Annotated in this window: 19 protein-coding genes; 8 read left to right on the plus strand and 11 right to left on the minus strand. The window is 57.3% G+C overall.

The window, feature by feature from the left end; translation table 11 throughout:
• Window positions 1–43 precede the first annotated feature (43 nt).
• The 3 genes from ACOTTU_RS16090 to ACOTTU_RS16100 all read right to left on the minus strand — a co-directional run bounded on the left by ACOTTU_RS16090 (window position 44) and on the right by ACOTTU_RS16100 (window position 3,139).
• Complete coding sequence (locus ACOTTU_RS16090) at window positions 44–1,198, minus strand: ABC transporter substrate-binding protein (protein ID WP_425659526.1); 1,155 nt, start codon at window positions 1,196–1,198, stop codon at window positions 44–46.
• 306 nt (window positions 1,199–1,504) lie between these two features.
• Window positions 1,505–1,912, minus strand: a complete 408-nt coding sequence (locus ACOTTU_RS16095) for a hypothetical protein (protein WP_425659528.1) — start codon at window positions 1,910–1,912, stop codon at window positions 1,505–1,507.
• Between the two features lie 24 nt (window positions 1,913–1,936).
• Window positions 1,937–3,139, minus strand: coding sequence for a pyridoxal phosphate-dependent aminotransferase (locus ACOTTU_RS16100; RefSeq protein ID WP_425659529.1), 1,203 nt, complete (start codon window positions 3,137–3,139; stop codon window positions 1,937–1,939).
• An 88-nt stretch (window positions 3,140–3,227) separates the two neighbouring features.
• Between ACOTTU_RS16100 and ACOTTU_RS16105 the strand changes: the two genes are divergently transcribed.
• The 3 genes from ACOTTU_RS16105 to ACOTTU_RS16115 all read left to right on the plus strand — a co-directional run bounded on the left by ACOTTU_RS16105 (window position 3,228) and on the right by ACOTTU_RS16115 (window position 4,492).
• Window positions 3,228–3,635 carry a helix-turn-helix domain-containing protein gene (locus ACOTTU_RS16105; protein WP_298915095.1) on the plus strand — a complete coding sequence of 136 codons (408 nt, stop codon included), beginning with the start codon at window positions 3,228–3,230 and terminating at the stop codon, window positions 3,633–3,635.
• Entirely contained in the window at window positions 3,619–3,885 is a 267-nt protein-coding gene (locus ACOTTU_RS16110; RefSeq protein ID WP_298915097.1) for a succinate dehydrogenase assembly factor 2, read from the plus strand. The genes ACOTTU_RS16105 and ACOTTU_RS16110 overlap by 17 nt, the downstream gene beginning before the upstream one ends.
• A gap of 94 nt (window positions 3,886–3,979) precedes the next feature.
• Window positions 3,980–4,492: a MarR family winged helix-turn-helix transcriptional regulator gene (locus tag ACOTTU_RS16115; protein WP_298915099.1), complete on the plus strand. Its 513-nt coding sequence runs from the start codon at window positions 3,980–3,982 to the stop codon at window positions 4,490–4,492.
• Here the strand turns inward: ACOTTU_RS16115 and ACOTTU_RS16120 are convergent.
• From ACOTTU_RS16120 to ACOTTU_RS16130, 3 genes are read right to left on the minus strand one after another with little or no spacing between them, the layout of a single operon-like run.
• Window positions 4,486–5,199 carry a DUF1194 domain-containing protein gene (locus tag ACOTTU_RS16120; protein WP_425659532.1) on the minus strand — a complete coding sequence of 238 codons (714 nt, stop codon included), beginning with the start codon at window positions 5,197–5,199 and terminating at the stop codon, window positions 4,486–4,488. The two genes, ACOTTU_RS16115 and ACOTTU_RS16120, sit on opposite strands and share 7 nt — an antisense overlap.
• Window positions 5,200–5,203: 4 nt before the next feature.
• Window positions 5,204–5,917 carry a DUF1194 domain-containing protein gene (locus ACOTTU_RS16125; protein WP_425659534.1) on the minus strand — a complete coding sequence of 238 codons (714 nt, stop codon included), beginning with the start codon at window positions 5,915–5,917 and terminating at the stop codon, window positions 5,204–5,206.
• Window positions 5,914–6,342 carry a VOC family protein gene (locus ACOTTU_RS16130; protein ID WP_425659535.1) on the minus strand — a complete coding sequence of 143 codons (429 nt, stop codon included), beginning with the start codon at window positions 6,340–6,342 and terminating at the stop codon, window positions 5,914–5,916. The genes ACOTTU_RS16125 and ACOTTU_RS16130 overlap by 4 nt, the downstream gene beginning before the upstream one ends.
• Window positions 6,343–6,527: 185 nt before the next feature.
• Between ACOTTU_RS16130 and thyX the strand changes: the two genes are divergently transcribed.
• From thyX to ACOTTU_RS16150, 4 genes are all read left to right on the plus strand, one after another.
• A complete protein-coding gene (gene thyX, locus ACOTTU_RS16135; RefSeq protein ID WP_425659537.1) occupies window positions 6,528–7,442 on the plus strand; it encodes an FAD-dependent thymidylate synthase in 915 nt (304 codons plus the stop codon).
• 86 nt (window positions 7,443–7,528) lie between these two features.
• Window positions 7,529–8,263, plus strand: a complete 735-nt coding sequence (locus tag ACOTTU_RS16140; RefSeq protein WP_425659539.1) for a DUF5677 domain-containing protein — start codon at window positions 7,529–7,531, stop codon at window positions 8,261–8,263.
• Window positions 8,264–8,738: 475 nt separating this feature from the next.
• A complete protein-coding gene (locus tag ACOTTU_RS16145; RefSeq protein WP_425659540.1) occupies window positions 8,739–9,065 on the plus strand; it encodes a TraR/DksA family transcriptional regulator in 327 nt (108 codons plus the stop codon).
• A 234-nt stretch (window positions 9,066–9,299) separates the two neighbouring features.
• Window positions 9,300–10,484 carry a cytochrome P450 gene (locus ACOTTU_RS16150; RefSeq protein WP_425659542.1) on the plus strand — a complete coding sequence of 395 codons (1,185 nt, stop codon included), beginning with the start codon at window positions 9,300–9,302 and terminating at the stop codon, window positions 10,482–10,484.
• A 303-nt stretch (window positions 10,485–10,787) separates the two neighbouring features.
• On the opposite strand, the gene ACOTTU_RS16155 is transcribed toward ACOTTU_RS16150, so the two are convergent.
• A complete protein-coding gene (locus tag ACOTTU_RS16155; RefSeq protein ID WP_195820234.1) occupies window positions 10,788–10,994 on the minus strand; it encodes a cold-shock protein in 207 nt (68 codons plus the stop codon).
• A 187-nt stretch (window positions 10,995–11,181) separates the two neighbouring features.
• Between ACOTTU_RS16155 and ACOTTU_RS16160 the strand changes: the two genes are divergently transcribed.
• Window positions 11,182–11,499 (plus strand): arsenate reductase family protein, encoded by a 318-nt coding sequence (locus ACOTTU_RS16160; protein WP_425659544.1) that lies wholly within the window; start codon window positions 11,182–11,184, stop codon window positions 11,497–11,499.
• Here the strand turns inward: ACOTTU_RS16160 and ACOTTU_RS16165 are convergent.
• From ACOTTU_RS16165 to ACOTTU_RS16180, 4 genes are all read right to left on the minus strand, one after another.
• Window positions 11,485–12,048 (minus strand): DoxX family protein, encoded by a 564-nt coding sequence (locus tag ACOTTU_RS16165; RefSeq protein WP_425659546.1) that lies wholly within the window; start codon window positions 12,046–12,048, stop codon window positions 11,485–11,487. The two genes, ACOTTU_RS16160 and ACOTTU_RS16165, sit on opposite strands and share 15 nt — an antisense overlap.
• Window positions 12,049–12,804, minus strand: a complete 756-nt coding sequence (locus tag ACOTTU_RS16170; protein WP_425659548.1) for a putative DNA-binding domain-containing protein — start codon at window positions 12,802–12,804, stop codon at window positions 12,049–12,051.
• Window positions 12,801–13,655: a DUF692 domain-containing protein gene (locus tag ACOTTU_RS16175; protein WP_425659550.1), complete on the minus strand. Its 855-nt coding sequence runs from the start codon at window positions 13,653–13,655 to the stop codon at window positions 12,801–12,803. The genes ACOTTU_RS16170 and ACOTTU_RS16175 overlap by 4 nt, the downstream gene beginning before the upstream one ends.
• Window positions 13,656–13,742: 87 nt before the next feature.
• A complete protein-coding gene (locus ACOTTU_RS16180) occupies window positions 13,743–14,045 on the minus strand; it encodes a BufA1 family periplasmic bufferin-type metallophore (RefSeq protein ID WP_298915124.1) in 303 nt (100 codons plus the stop codon).
• Window positions 14,046–14,052: the final 7 nt, after the last annotated feature.

Below are 14,052 nucleotides of genomic sequence, written 5' to 3' on the forward strand. Positions count from 1 at the left end.
TCTTTTGGAGGACCCGGCCCTGAGGCCGGGTTCATTGGTCAGTTTAGCTACCAGGGTTCATGGCTTCGAAAGTTCCGTTCGACCCGATGCGGGTCAGGAAAACATCGTCTGATCCCTGATTGTCGCCGGGCCCGAAGCTCAAAATCATGCCGCCCATGTCGATGGTGCCAAGATTGTTCATGGCCGTCATGAAGGTTTCACGTGTGAGATTGGCCCCGGCCTTGCGCAGGCCTTCGATGGTCAGACGCCCGGCGATATAGCCTTCCAGAGAAACGAAACCCGGCTCGGCACCTGCATCAAGTGCCGTCAGCGCAGCCTGATATTCTGCAACGATCGGCATGCTGGTATCCCATGGCTGCGGAACAACCTGGCTGATGATGACCCCTTCGCCATCTGCACCCAATTCTGTCGCCAGTGCCTTGGAACCAACGAAAGAGATTGTCACGAATGTCGGGTCCATTTTCATTTTGCGCGACAGTTTCACGAATTCCGCCAGTGGCTTATAGGCTCCAACCATGACAATGGCCTGCGGTTTGGCCTTGCGAATGTCCAGCAGCGCGGATTTCACGGCAACCGTGTTCCGCGTATAGCTACCCTGGGCAACCAGTGACATGCCGCGTGCTTCCAGCGCCTTTTCCACGCCGGACAGGCCCACACGGCCAAATCCGTCGTCCTGGAAGAGAATGGCGATATCCGTGAGCCCCAGATCGTCAACGAGGTAATCGATCCAGGCCTGCGTTTCCGCATCATAGGTGGCGCGCAGGTTTACAACGTTCTTCAGGGCCGGATCGCGCAGGAACCCAGCACCGGTGAAGGGGGCAATCATCGGCATTCCCGCCTCTGTGGCGATCGGCTGTGTTGCCTTCGTCGTGGGGGTGCCCACGGGGCCCACAAGCGCCAGATAATCATTGCTGTCGATGGCAGCGCGTACTTCGCTGACGGACCGGTCCGGCTCATAGCCGTCGTCCATGCTGGTCAGCCCGATCGTGCGCCCGTTGATCCCACCGGCACGGTTTGCTTCTTCAAAGGCGGCCATCAGCCCCTGTCGCATACCGGTGCCCAGAGCTGCGGCTGGGCCTTCGAGGGCGGCCACTTGTGCAAATTGGATACTGTCGCTGGTGACGCCCTGTTCGGCTACCGCCGGGGCAGCAGTCAGGGCCATCGCGGCGAGGGCTGCAATGCGGGTAAATTGAATCATGATGTGAATCCTGAAGTCTGTTGACACTGTGCGACAATTAGGCGCGCAGGTTTCAACAAACGCTTAACGATGCCGCGATCTTTGCGGCGCAGAAGCTCTCAAATGCAGTTCAAATTAGGATCAAAGACGCGCGATCGTCCGGAAATGTGGCCGCCATTAACCCGTCAGGCCCTTGAAATATCCGCGCTTTTAGGCTGCGTGACCAGCCCGGAAAATGCTCTCAGCGCCCGGCAGGTTCCTGCTCAGAGGATTTGCACAAGTTGAACGCGTTCTTTGTCTCAGGACGTCAGGCTATTGCCGCGTGTTTCACTGGCCGTTCTTGATCAACCGATCCGCTTTCTTGCGCACCAGCACGGATCGCAGATCATGCATCGCAAGCAGCAGATCGTCAGTTATGTCTTCAAGCTGGGCGTCGGTGGCCCGCGATTGCGCCCATTGTGTGGTGAGATTCATATGGTCCATCGCGCGGTGGATATCGTCCATATCGCGCATCTCCAGAAGCGCCTTGCGTTCCGTCATCCAGTCGCCGATCACCGACAGATCATCGTCCGAAAGCTGACGATCCCCCTGGGGTTTGATGTCGCCATTGCGAATGTTCACAACGGCGATCTGATCCATTTCAATCCGGCGATGGCGGTTTTCGGTGTCCACGCGGAACACGGCGGCGCCGTTCTCCCGCACCCGGAAATAGTATTCAGGCAGATTGGCTGCCATCCATCTCCCCCCGTATGATCCCTGTCAGGTCAGGCCCGCACAGAATGTCTGAATACGGGTGCAAGCCTCTTTCAAGGCCTCATCTGCGGTAGCGTAGCTGACGCGGAAGTTGGGTGAAAGGCCGAAAGCGGCCCCGAAAACCACGGCCACCCCGGTTTCTTCCAGAAGGGCGGTGGCAAAGGTTTCGTCATCCTCGATCACAGTGCCGCCCGCAGAGGTCTTGCCGATGCAGCCGGCGATGGAGGGGTAGACATAGAACGCACCATCGGGAACCGGGCAGCGGATGCCCTCCGCCTCGTTCAACATCGACACCACCAGATCGCGGCGGCGGCTGAAAAGCGCGTTGTTGGGCGCGATGAAATCCTGCGTGCCGGTCAACGCCTCGACCGCGGCCCACTGGCTGACGCTGCAGGGGTTCGAGGTACTTTGTGATTGCACCTTGCGCATGGCGCCGATCAGCTTTTCGGGGCCTGCCGCATAACCAATGCGCCAGCCTGTCATCGCATAGGCTTTCGAGACACCGTTGACCGTCAGTGTGCGGTCGTAAAGCCCCGGCTCGACCTGGGCAGGCGTGCAGAACTTGAAATCATCATAAACCAGATGCTCGTACATATCGTCGGTCATCACCCAGACATGCGGGTGCCGCATCAGCACATCGGTGAGCTGTTTCAACTCGTCCCCTGTGTATCCCGCGCCCGTTGGATTGGACGGCGAATTGAAGATCAGCCATTTGGTCTTGTCGGTGATCGCCGCTTCCAGCTGATCGGCCGTCAGCTTGAACCCGGTTTGCAAAGAGGCCTCCGCAATCACCGGCGTACCACCGGCCAGCAGCACCATGTCCGGGTAGCTGACCCAATAGGGCGCTGGGATCACCACTTCATCGCCCTCGTTCAGGGTGGCCATCAGGGCGTTGTAAAGGATTTGTTTACCACCTGTGCCCACACTGACCTGCGAGGGTGTGTAGGTCAGATCATTATCGCGCTTGAGCTTGTCGCAGATTGCCTGTTTAAGCTCTGGAATTCCGTCGACGGCGGTATATTTGGTTTTTCCAGAGGCAATGGCCGCGACCGCCGCATCCTTGATGTTCTGCGGCGTGTCGAAATCCGGCTCGCCTGCGCCCAGACCAATGACGTCGCGACCTGCTGCTTTGAGTTCTGCGGCCTTGGTTGTGACAGCAATCGTGGGAGACGGTTTGACGCGGGCAAGTGTCGTAGACAGGAATTCCATTTCGGCCTCTGTTTGATAGGACTAAGGCCGACTCATAGGGGGCGCTTCGCCACCATTCAAGCGCGATCATCGCAAAGGAGATCATAGCATGCACGACATCAACGATTGGTACGGCCCTGAGACTGCAACATTCGGTGACCGCGTGGCTGCGGCGCGCGAGATGGCGGATATGACACAGGCCGAACTGGCGCGCCGTCTGGGCGTGCGCGTCGCGACCCTGCGCGCCTGGGAAGACGATTTGAGTGAACCGCGTGCCAACCGCCTGTCGATGATGGCCGGGTTGCTGAATGTCTCGATGATGTGGCTGATGAACGGGCAGGGCGAGGGCCTCGAGGCGCCCCTGGAAGAGGCCAGCCTGCCAGCCTCCGCGCATGACATTCTCAACGAGCTGCGCGACCTGCGCACTGACATGATTGCGCGCGTCGAACAGCTGGGGCGTCTGGAGAAGAAATTGCGCTCGGCTTTAAAAGAAGAGAGCCATGAACGAGCCGCGTGAGCATCGCATCAAGCGGCTGAAAATGCGGTCAATGCGGCGCGGGATCAAGGAAATGGACCTGATCCTGCACCGCTTTGCGCAGGACAATCTCGACACCATGGATGAGGCCGGTCTCGACCTCTATGATGCGATGTTGAGCGAGAATGATCACGATTTATATCAATGGGTTAGTGGGCAGAATGATGTGCCCGAAGCCTACGTTGGACTGATCTCCCGGATCATCGAACAACTGCCGGATGTCCCCGCCTGATCGGGCATCGTGCGCATTGTTTTAGCACTTTTAACGAATTATTGGCGTTTCCCGCGCAAATTCTGACCAAATTGAAGAGAGTCGGAGCGCGTAAATGAGCATACAAGATCAAATCCCAGCGGACCTGCCAAAGGCCAGCCGGACACAGGCCTTCATGACCAATTACCTTGAGGCGTTGTCGCTGGTGGAGCGTTTGCACCGGCTTTTGCTGGACGTCATCAAGGATGAATTCGAGCGGGTCGGGGTTTTGGAGATCAATGCAGTACAGGCGCTGCTGCTTTTCAACATCGGCGACAACGAGGTGACTGCCGGTGAACTGAAAAGCCGCGGGTACTATCAGGGCAGCAATGTCAGCTACAATCTCAAGAAACTGGTGGATATGGGGTACATGCACCACCAGCGTTGCGAGATTGACCGGCGGTCGGTGCGGGTGAAACTGACAGAAAAAGGTCAGAAAATCCGTGCTGTCGTGTCGGAGCTGTTTTCGCGCCACGCTGACGGTCTGGAAGACAAAGGGGTTCTGGGACCGGAGGGCATTGACGACATCACGCGGTCGCTCAAGCGGATGGAGCGGTATTGGTCCGACCAGATCCGGTACATCTACTGAAGCGCAGAAATTGCCAGACCGTCGAGCTCTCGTTTGAGTTTGGCGGTCATTGCTTCCGCATAGGCCTCAAAGCCGATGGCGGTTTGCACAAAAGCGTCCGGCCCGGTGATCACTTCGGCCCGGAAATAGGACGACAGCTCGCCGATCTCTGATTGCCGGCGGTCGCCTATCCCCGGTGCATCTGCACCAATTACCAATCCATTGATCGTAATACCTTTTGCCGCGATGTCCGCTTTGACGTCGCGCGGACGGGGCCCGAGGTTCGACTGGCCATCGCCTGAGATATCAAGAGTGCGTTTCCAGCAATTGGGCTGCGCTTCCAGAAACTCGGCACCCAGTCGCATGGCAACGCCGAGAGCGGTACCCGGTGTCGCATCGCGCCGTTCGGTCTCCGCCAGGGTTGCGCTGATGCTGGCCAGTGTTTCCGCACCGGTCACCGGGGTCCAGGGGATCAGGATGGCCTGATCGTCAGGGCCGCTCCATTCATAGATCATCAAAGACACGGGCGCGCTGGGAACAGCGAGCAGGGCAGCAACAACATCGGGATGGTTGAGCGCGGTCACAACCCCGTCAAGCTGTAGCCGGTACTCCCTGAGATCGACGGAACCGGAGACATCCAGCGCCAGCGCCAGCGCTTGCCGGCAATTGGCATGCGAGGGCTGTGCAGAGACTGCCGATACCATCCCCAGGATCATCAGGTTGCGCATGGGATTATCCTTTTGGCCGCGTGCGGGGGTTTTCGGCCCCAAGCCCGATGACAGGTGGGGTGAGTTCCCGCTCAAGCTTGCGCCGCATGGCACGCTCGTAATCTTCAAACCCTTGTGCGATTTCGATAAAGGCCCCGGGCCCATGCAGCACCTGGCTTTTGTAGAACGCGATGAGGCCGGTTTCCGCCTCATAATCGGCCCCATTGATGACGAGGCCATTCACGGTCACACCCTCAAACGGGAATTCTGCATAGGCAGAGCGGGGCCCGAAGCCTTCATTATTTTGCCCGTCGCCGGCCATATCCAGCGTCTTGTAGAGGCAGTGCGGCCCTTTTTGCAGCATCCCGGCACCATAACCCAGAGCATAGCCCATGGCTGTGGGAAAATCATTGTGGCTGCGACGGCTTGCGGCAATCGTCTCGGCCGCAAACAGCAGATGTTCGGGGGTTTTGATCAGGGTCCAGTCCAGTAGAACCTCCTGATTGTAGCGGCCGGACCACTCATAGACGGCAAGGGCCACTGGTTGTTCAAGCGCAAAGAACGCGGCACTGACCTCGGGTGCTGTCAGAGCGGCGACTAGTCCGCCCCGCTGCAACCTGTCTTCGGCAGCATCAACCGAGCTTGACACATCAAGTGCCAGCAAAAGCGCCAGACGACAGTCCGCCGCCTGCGCCGCGCTCGCAAAAAGCGACAGCCCGACGAGCCCTGCGCGGATCACCAGTGGCCTGTGTTTTCCATGCTCGACCAGGGTTCCGCCGGGGCCAACGCATCCCCTTCCTGCAGCAACTCGATCGAGACGTTATCGGGCGAGCGTACAAACGCCATATGCCCGTCACGGGGCGGGCGGTTGATCGTCACGCCATTGTCCATCAGGTGCTGGCAAAGATCGTAGATATTTCCGACCCGATACGCCAGATGCCCAAAATGACGGCTGTCACTGGGCAAACCGTCATCACCATCCCAGTTGTAGGTCAGTTCCACCGGGCATTCCGCTTGACCGGGCGGGGCCATGAACACCAGCGTGAACCGCCCGCCTTCGCTCTCGTGCCGCCGCGTCTCTTCCAGACCCAGCAGCTTGTAAAATGCGATGGACGCATCGAGGTCTTTCACCCTCACCATCGTATGCAGGTATTTCAGGCTCATCTCGCCCCTCCCGTTTTGCAAAACCATTTGCGGCAAACCTAGCATGCCCTGCCCCAGATGCCAGCGCGATCAGGCACTTGTGATGCCGCAAAAGATCATTTGCAAAATACAGCATATAGCAGTTCCGCCATGGGTCCCGCCCAGATATAGTTGTGGGCGACTCACACCCGAAAAGGACCACGCCCATGCCGCTGAGTGCCGAACAGCAAGCCGAAATCGACGAACAACGCAGCCAGCCCGGCCAGACCCTGCGCGCCGTCTCCCCGGGCATGGAACAACATCTCTACAAGGCGCAACCCGTGCTCGACCACGGTTTTGTGCGCGTCATCGACTATATGGGCGATGATGCCGCCATCTGTCAGGCCGCCCGCGTCTCTTACGGTCGCGGCACCAAATCGGTGCAGAACGATGAAGGCCTCATCCGTTATCTGATGCGTCACTGGCACTCCACGCCCTTTGAGATGTGCGAGATCAAGCTGCATGTGAAACTCCCCGTTTTCGTCGCGCGCCAGTGGATTCGTCACCGCACCGCCAACGTCAACGAATACTCCGCCCGCTACTCCATTCTGGACCGCGAATTCTATATCCCCGCGCCGGAACACATCAATGCGCAATCGGTGGTCAACAATCAGGGCCGGGGCGGCGTGCTGGAAGGGGACGAGGCCGCCCGTGTCCTCGAAATCCTCAAAGCGGACAGCCATCGCTGTTATGACAACTACGAACAGATGATCAGCCAGGACGGTCAGGATGGCCTCGCGCGTGAACTTGCCCGCATGAACCTGCCGGCCAATGTCTACACCCAATGGTACTGGAAGGTGGACCTGCACAACCTTTTCCACTTCCTGCGCTTGCGCGCTGACGCCCACGCACAATATGAAATCCGCGTCTACGCCGATGCCATCTGCGCCATGGTCGCCGACTGGGTGCCCGCCGCCTACCGCGCCTTCGAGGATTACCGTCTGGGCGGGGCCACCATGTCTGGCAAAGCGCTGGATTGCGTGCGCCGCATGCTGAAAGGCGAGGAGGTCACGCAGGAGACATCCGGGATGAGCAAGGGCGAATGGCGGGAGTTTATGGGAGTTTTGAACGACCCTGCTTAAGCTGGGTTAAAAGGCTCCGGGGGAGCGTTTCAAGTGAAAAACGGGCGCGCTGGCAGGCGTGGCCAGGCCAGAGGCGATATGGAACTATGGTATCGAAGAAGTCCGATATTTTTATTGAACTTCAAGATCTTGTTGTAGATATCGCCATTCCTCTTGCAGAAGAGATCCACTTTGAGAAACGAGATAAGTATTCCTTTGCTTTGGTGGCAACCTACTTCTCTATTTTAGAGCAGTCTTGGGTGATCCTCGCGCTGATTGATAAAGAACTGGGCCTGCATTCTCTACCCCACCTTAGGGCACAGATTGAAGGATTGGCAGAAATGAAACTGCTCTTGGGAGATGAGAGCTACCTTTTATCCTTGGAACTAAGGAACGAGCTTGCCTCAAAGCAACGGTTGATAAATGCGAAAAGGGGAAATCCTTATCTCAAACTGATTGCGGAGAAAGTCGAGATTGAAAGCGAGCTTTCTCGAATAGGTAAGCGAATTAGTGAACTCGAAAGAATGGGCGCGAAGAAGTACGAAATGAAGGAAAAACTGGATAAAGCTGATCTGAAAGATGAACGCGAAGCTTTATATGGATACCTAAGCGATTACTCTCATGGGAGTTTACGAGCACTTCTAAAAAGGCACTTGCAGGACACGGGTGATGAGGATTTTCGCGTGGTAGCGTTTCATCAGCAAGATATGTCTGAATTTGATGCAACTCTGCATACTTCAGTGGATGTCATTCTGAGAGCCTCACAACTAATACATCATAAGTTTGAGACGGGACATGAAGAGCGGTTTCTAGGTCTCATAGAGAGCCGCAGCAAGGCGTAGCTGTTACGCAGTCAAGAAGCACCTGATTGCCTAATCTCCGATTGGGCAGCGCCCGAACCGCCCCGACGGGGCGGGCGCTTCGCTTGTTTCCCGCCCCTCGGTTCGGGCGCGGCACTTCGCACAAAAGACACTGACAGTTTCGAAGCGCCTGTCACCCGGCGTGTCGCTTGCGCGACCCGCGCACGTCACTTCAAACAGTCCCCTGGACTGTTTGATCCGGCTGACGCTGAACCGCCTCTCGCCCCACGGCGGGGCGGGTCGGCCTGCGCGCTTCGCGACCGCCAAAAACTAATCAAAAATAATCCAAAGGCAGGCCGGGCTGGCGCCCGGCCCACGACTTTTCCTGAGCGCCTTCGGCGCGCCCGCTGCACCCCTCCAATCAATCCCAATCGGATCACCGAAACGGACCGTCACTCAGCCCCGTCTTGTGACGCGGGGCCCTTGAGCTTGCGAGTATTCCGACTAGGCTACCGGAATGACCGATCCGCGCAGTGCCCTGAATGACCGGCTGAAAGCCCTCGACGCCGAGGATGCTGCGGGGCTGGACGGTCAAAAAACCGTCGAACTGGATCAGCAGGCGATCGGGCGATTGTCGCGTATGGACGCGTTGCAAAATCAGGCGATGGCGCAGGCTCAGGCACGGCGTCGGCAAGCAGAGCGTCAGAAGATCGCCGCCGCCCTCGCGCGGATCACAGAGGGCGAATACGGCTATTGCACCGATTGCGGCGAGGAGATTGCACCGGCGCGTCTCGCTGCAGACCCCGCCATAGCCCGTTGTCTCGACTGCACGCGCGGCGGGTGATGCGCCAAGGGTTTGGTCATAAATCCGACTGCGCGGCAGGTTAATTCACGCTTTCGTGCGCCTTCGGTGCACAGGCTGTGCACGCCCTGTGTACGGAAATCACAGGGACATTCGCCCTTGTTTTCCGGCGTTTTTGATCCGTCCTGGAGCGGCTCGGGAATTTCTGCACCGAACCGTTGCGCGGGCGCTGCGTAAAGGATTTGACAGTTACAAACCCGGTTGCACACTGCGCCCATGTTTGATCTCTCAAATCCACCGGCTGATTTCGTCGACAACCCCTTTCCCTACTATGATGCCTTGTTGCGCGAAGCCCCGGTTTGCCCGCAGCCGGACGGGTCCTACCTGCTGTCACGCCATGCGGATTTAAGTGCGATCTACCGAGACGTAAGCCGTTTTAAATCAGATAAAAAAGCGACCTTTGCGCCGAAGTTCGGCGAAGGGACGCCGCTCTTTGAACACCATACCACAAGCCTCGTTTTCAACGACCCGCCCTTGCATACGCGGGTGCGCCGGATCATGACCTCAGCGCTGACACCAAGGGCCTTGAAGCGGATGGAGCCGGGCCTGATCGAGACCGTTGATGCGTTGCTGGATGCCATGCCGGAAGAGGCTGATCTTATTGAGGATTTCGCCGCCGCCATCCCCATCCAGGTCATTGGCAACCTGCTTGATATCCCTCAGGACGAACGTGCTCCGCTGCGGGATTGGTCACTTGCCATTCTGGGCGCATTGGAGCCGACCCTGGATGCGGGACAACTGGCGCGCGGGCATCAGGCCGTCACAGAATTTAAGGCCTATTTGCAGGATTTGATCGCCCGCAGGCGGGCCCGACCGGGTGATCCTGAAACGGATGTTCTGACCCGTCTGATCCGGGGGGATGAGACGGGGCAACTGTCAGAGATCGAGCTCATGCAGAACTGCATTTTCATCCTGAATGCGGGGCATGAGACGACCACCAATCTGATCGGCAGCGGATTGGCTCTGCTTCATGATCATCCTGATGAATGCGCGAAACTCCTTTGCGATAAGGCACTTATCGACAAAACCGTCGAAGAGATCTTGCGGTTTCGGTCACCCAACCAGTTTGGAAACCGTGAGACCTGCGTGGATGTTGTCATTGGTGGTCATGCCATTCCCAAAGGAAGCAACCTGCATCTTTGCATAGGGGCGGCGAATCGGGACGAATCCGTCTTTGCGAACCCAACGGCGTTCGAGATTGATCGGCACCCCAATAAGCATCTTGCCTTCGCCGGAGGACCGCATGTCTGCGTTGGATTGACCCTCGCACGCATGGAAGGGCGCATCGCATTGGAGCGGTTTCTGGGACGCTATCCGGACTATGAAATTATGGGCAGAAAGCTGGGCCGCCGCATCAGATTCAGGGGCTATGCCTCACTCACGGCGCGCATCCCGCGGTGAAATGAAACATGGCTATGGAGGGGGTAACTGCCCCGAAATTCCTTGGATGCTGGCAAGCTCAGAGGCGCCAGGGACAGCGCATTGATCACGAGCGGCTACCAACGCTTCATGCTTCTTACTATCTTTGCTGGGGGCAATGCGAGTGGGGGCTACCGGTACCAATAAAGGCCAACCTAGACCAGCGTTCGGCCGTTAAATCTTGCATTGAAGCGGGGCGAAATACTCTGGTCGCAAACTCTCCGCAATGCACCATACGGCCGATCCGTGACCGCCCGCAACTCAATCTACGTCATTTGGATGGTGTCAGAGCAACTTCAGATCGCTCGCCATTTGGCGACCGTCGCGTCCCTCGGATAATTCAAAGCTGACCTTTTGATCATCCGCCAATCCAGTCAGACCAGACCTTTCAACCGCCGAGATGTGCACAAACACATCCGAGCCGCCGCCCTCGGGGGCGATGAAGCCATAGCCTTTTGTGGTATTAAACCATTTCACGGTGCCATTTGGCATTCGTCCCGTGCCTCCTTTTGTATTACTTACCGCCTCAGCGCTTCCGAGACAGCTTGTTCACACGACAGAAATAATCCTTCTGATGCCCTGCCGCCCTTTAAGAGATTGATCAATCGATGTAAAAATCAAGCAAAACAGAACAAATCGCGCTCAAATTGGCGTTGATAAGCATAAAAATGGGCAAATCATGCAAATATACGGTCTGAAGAACTGTGACACATGTCGTAAAGCGATGAAGGCGCTGCCGCAGGCAGTTTTGGTGGATGTCAGGGCAGATGGCATGTCCGCTGAATTGACCAAGCGTGCCTTGGTAAAGTTTGGAGATGCCTTGATCAACATGCGTTCGACTACCTGGCGCGGCCTGGATGAGACCGAGCGGGCGCGGGATCCGTTGGATCTGCTGAAGTCTCACCCGGCTTTGATGAAGCGACCGCTCATCGTGGATGGTGAAAATATTTATCTGGGATGGACGCCATCAGTACAGGCTGAACTAGGTGTGATGTGACGGCATGGCGGGTCTTGAGCGGCGCAGAGCCGTGTCAAGTGACAGCGGGCCTGCCCCTTTGATGACCAATACCAACAGGAGAAATACCCAGAAGCTTCGTTGATCCATTATCGCGCTGTCTGCAAAGCGGTCGAACCATGCGCCATAGGTTTCTTTGTGTTCCAACCCACCATGCCCATATAGATCGGTTGCCGACTGAATACCTACAAATGCGATCATGCATAGCGCCGAAACGCGTGTGAACAATCCGATGACGATCAGGGCAGGGAGGATGAATTCGGCCCAGGTCCCGAGAACAGTGACGGCCCAATGCCAAAAGGAAAGTTGGGATGTGTCGTAGGTGACGGCTTCCATTGCTTTGGGGAAAATCTGAGCGTAGGCGCCCACCGAGGGTTGGAAAAGGCCCGCAAACCCTTCGCCCAGTTTCGTCAACCCAGACACCCAGAAATACATCAGCAGCGTCCCAGCGAATACAACGCGCGCCATCGTCGGGATCAACCAGTCTAGACGGGACAGACGATCCGTTACCCAATGATAGAAAGAGATCATTCAGCGGTCCTTTTTCTCGTAATCTGCCAGAATGCCCGATTGCAGCGCAAAAGTCAGTGTCCGCGCAAGGTCAAAATCGGGGGCCCGTTTCAAGGTTTGCTCATGGGCCTCACCAAAGGTCTTGCCAGCCGCGATCCGCTCAAACCAGTCAGCAGCGCCGATTGGCAAAACATGCGGTTGCGGGTCGAAGTCCGGGCGCACGATCATGACATCCTGTGCGATTGCGCGCGGCTTTGAACCATCCTGCCCCATATTCATGCGCCATATATCGAATAATGGCCAGGGTGAGCGTAGCAATATGCTCGACGGGCTGAGCGAGAACCGCCGGGTCAATACCTGATCGGGCGCACCCTGGAAGACGGCAGGGTCCACCGCTAAGCTGTCGGCAGCGTGATAGGAGCGCCGCATCGCAAGATCGAGTTTTGCACAATCAGGCAGATATCCCACATGTGCCAACGGTTTGAAATCACGCAGAAAAGCCGGGAAATCTTCGCCGTAAAACATCATGAGCGGGGATGTAGGAGGATGCTCAGCCACGTAGAGCCGCGCGGTTCTTTCGAAGGTATTTGAACCAAGCAACTTTAGCACCAACGGGAACGCTTCTTGCAGCGCCCGGATCAGGGAGACAGTCACGTTGTTTCTGTAAACGGAAAAGCGGCGCCCAGCGTGCCTTCCAGCCCCATCGGTGAGATTAGACGGGATATCACTCTCTGGATCCAGCAGCGCGACGGTGAACTCAGCCTGAGAAAAGGTCATGCGGTCATCGCGAGTGCTTGTGCTGCGCGTCTTGCTTCCTCGCGGAGCGTTGGCCAATCGGGCACGTCATTGTCCCACTCCACCAGCACCGGTTTTTTCCCGGTCTTCAGCAAAACCTGATCCAGCAGGTGCCAAACCGCATCTCGCACAGGCTTGCCATGACTGTCGATGAGCAGAGGCGCCCCGTGATCGTCGAAGTCCTCGTCGTGCCCGCCGACATGGATTTCACCAACTGCATGAAGCGGGAAACTCTCGATGTAGTTTTGCGCGGACAGGCCGAGATTGGTCGCCGAAACAAACACATTGTTCACGTCCAGCAGCAAGCCACATCCTGTCCGTTTCACAAGCTCGCGGAGGAAGTCGGTTTCTGACCAGATGCTCTCTTCAAAGGCCAGGTAACTCGATGGGTTCTCAAGCAACATCTGGCGGCCGATAACGGCCTGTACCTGATCAATATGATCGGCAACCCGGCAGAGCGTTTCATCGGTATATGGGAGGGGTAGCAGATCATTAAGAAACTCGGCGCCATGGGTGGACCACGCCAGATGTTCGGAAAAACTTGCTGGTTTGGACCAATTGATGAGGTGCTTCAACCGCGCCAGATGTTCGGGATCAAGAGGCGCTTGCCCGCCAATGCTGAGACCCACGCCGTGCACAGACAGGGAGAATTGTTCCGAGAGTGCACGAATTTGCGCAAGGGGCCGACCGCCGTCCCCCATATAGTTTTCAGCATGAATTTCGATCCACTCGACGGGGCCGGGCTCCGCGCGCAGATCGTAAAAATGCTGAGGCTTATAGCCGACGCCGGGGGCGGCTGGCAGACCATCCATGCGCGGGGAACTGTCTAGCATTCTGGCCCTCCAATCGCTGTCATTTCCCAGTGCCGGCGCGTTTTCTGGAATCAGTGCAATCGCTACCGCTTCCGACAGCTTGTTGTCTTAGGCTGGCAGGTCGCGGCTGAGTTCCTCCAACGACCCCTCACGAGGTGTGCCGTCCGCCATATTGGGCAGTTCGATATCTGCGCAGGTGCCCGCGTCAACCAAGGTCCAGGCGTTGCCTTGGTAATCAACGACGGATGTGCCTGCGCAGGTCGTTCCCGGTCCGGCAGCGCAATCATTGGCACCGGCCAAAGAGATTCCGTAGCATTTTTCCTTGGCGGCGCCCTGTGCGGTTGTCACCTGCGATACCATTGCGGCTGCGACAGCTCCTGCGATCGCGACGGTTTTCATCGTGTTCGACATGATTTCA

The organism is Roseobacter sp. EG26 (assembly GCF_049830555.1).
Taxonomy (GTDB): domain Bacteria; phylum Pseudomonadota; class Alphaproteobacteria; order Rhodobacterales; family Rhodobacteraceae; genus Roseobacter.

Coding starts and splice junctions, on each gene's coding strand:
- ACOTTU_RS16090 (WP_425659526.1), bottom strand. CDS start 1,198: ATGATTCAATTTACCCGCATTGCAGCCCTCGCCGCGATGGCCCTGACT.
- ACOTTU_RS16095 (WP_425659528.1), bottom strand. CDS start 1,912: ATGGCAGCCAATCTGCCTGAATACTATTTCCGGGTGCGGGAGAACGGC.
- ACOTTU_RS16100 (WP_425659529.1), bottom strand. CDS start 3,139: ATGGAATTCCTGTCTACGACACTTGCCCGCGTCAAACCGTCTCCCACG.
- ACOTTU_RS16105 (WP_298915095.1), top strand. CDS start 3,228: ATGCACGACATCAACGATTGGTACGGCCCTGAGACTGCAACATTCGGT.
- ACOTTU_RS16110 (WP_298915097.1), top strand. CDS start 3,619: ATGAACGAGCCGCGTGAGCATCGCATCAAGCGGCTGAAAATGCGGTCA.
- ACOTTU_RS16115 (WP_298915099.1), top strand. CDS start 3,980: ATGAGCATACAAGATCAAATCCCAGCGGACCTGCCAAAGGCCAGCCGG.
- ACOTTU_RS16120 (WP_425659532.1), bottom strand. CDS start 5,199: ATGCGCAACCTGATGATCCTGGGGATGGTATCGGCAGTCTCTGCACAG.
- ACOTTU_RS16130 (WP_425659535.1), bottom strand. CDS start 6,342: ATGAGCCTGAAATACCTGCATACGATGGTGAGGGTGAAAGACCTCGAT.
- thyX (WP_425659537.1), top strand. CDS start 6,528: ATGCCGCTGAGTGCCGAACAGCAAGCCGAAATCGACGAACAACGCAGC.
- ACOTTU_RS16140 (WP_425659539.1), top strand. CDS start 7,529: ATGGTATCGAAGAAGTCCGATATTTTTATTGAACTTCAAGATCTTGTT.
- ACOTTU_RS16145 (WP_425659540.1), top strand. CDS start 8,739: ATGACCGATCCGCGCAGTGCCCTGAATGACCGGCTGAAAGCCCTCGAC.
- ACOTTU_RS16150 (WP_425659542.1), top strand. CDS start 9,300: ATGTTTGATCTCTCAAATCCACCGGCTGATTTCGTCGACAACCCCTTT.
- ACOTTU_RS16155 (WP_195820234.1), bottom strand. CDS start 10,994: ATGCCAAATGGCACCGTGAAATGGTTTAATACCACAAAAGGCTATGGC.
- ACOTTU_RS16160 (WP_425659544.1), top strand. CDS start 11,182: ATGCAAATATACGGTCTGAAGAACTGTGACACATGTCGTAAAGCGATG.
- ACOTTU_RS16165 (WP_425659546.1), bottom strand. CDS start 12,048: ATGATCTCTTTCTATCATTGGGTAACGGATCGTCTGTCCCGTCTAGAC.
- ACOTTU_RS16170 (WP_425659548.1), bottom strand. CDS start 12,804: ATGACCTTTTCTCAGGCTGAGTTCACCGTCGCGCTGCTGGATCCAGAG.
- ACOTTU_RS16175 (WP_425659550.1), bottom strand. CDS start 13,655: ATGCTAGACAGTTCCCCGCGCATGGATGGTCTGCCAGCCGCCCCCGGC.
- ACOTTU_RS16180 (WP_298915124.1), bottom strand. CDS start 14,045: ATGTCGAACACGATGAAAACCGTCGCGATCGCAGGAGCTGTCGCAGCC.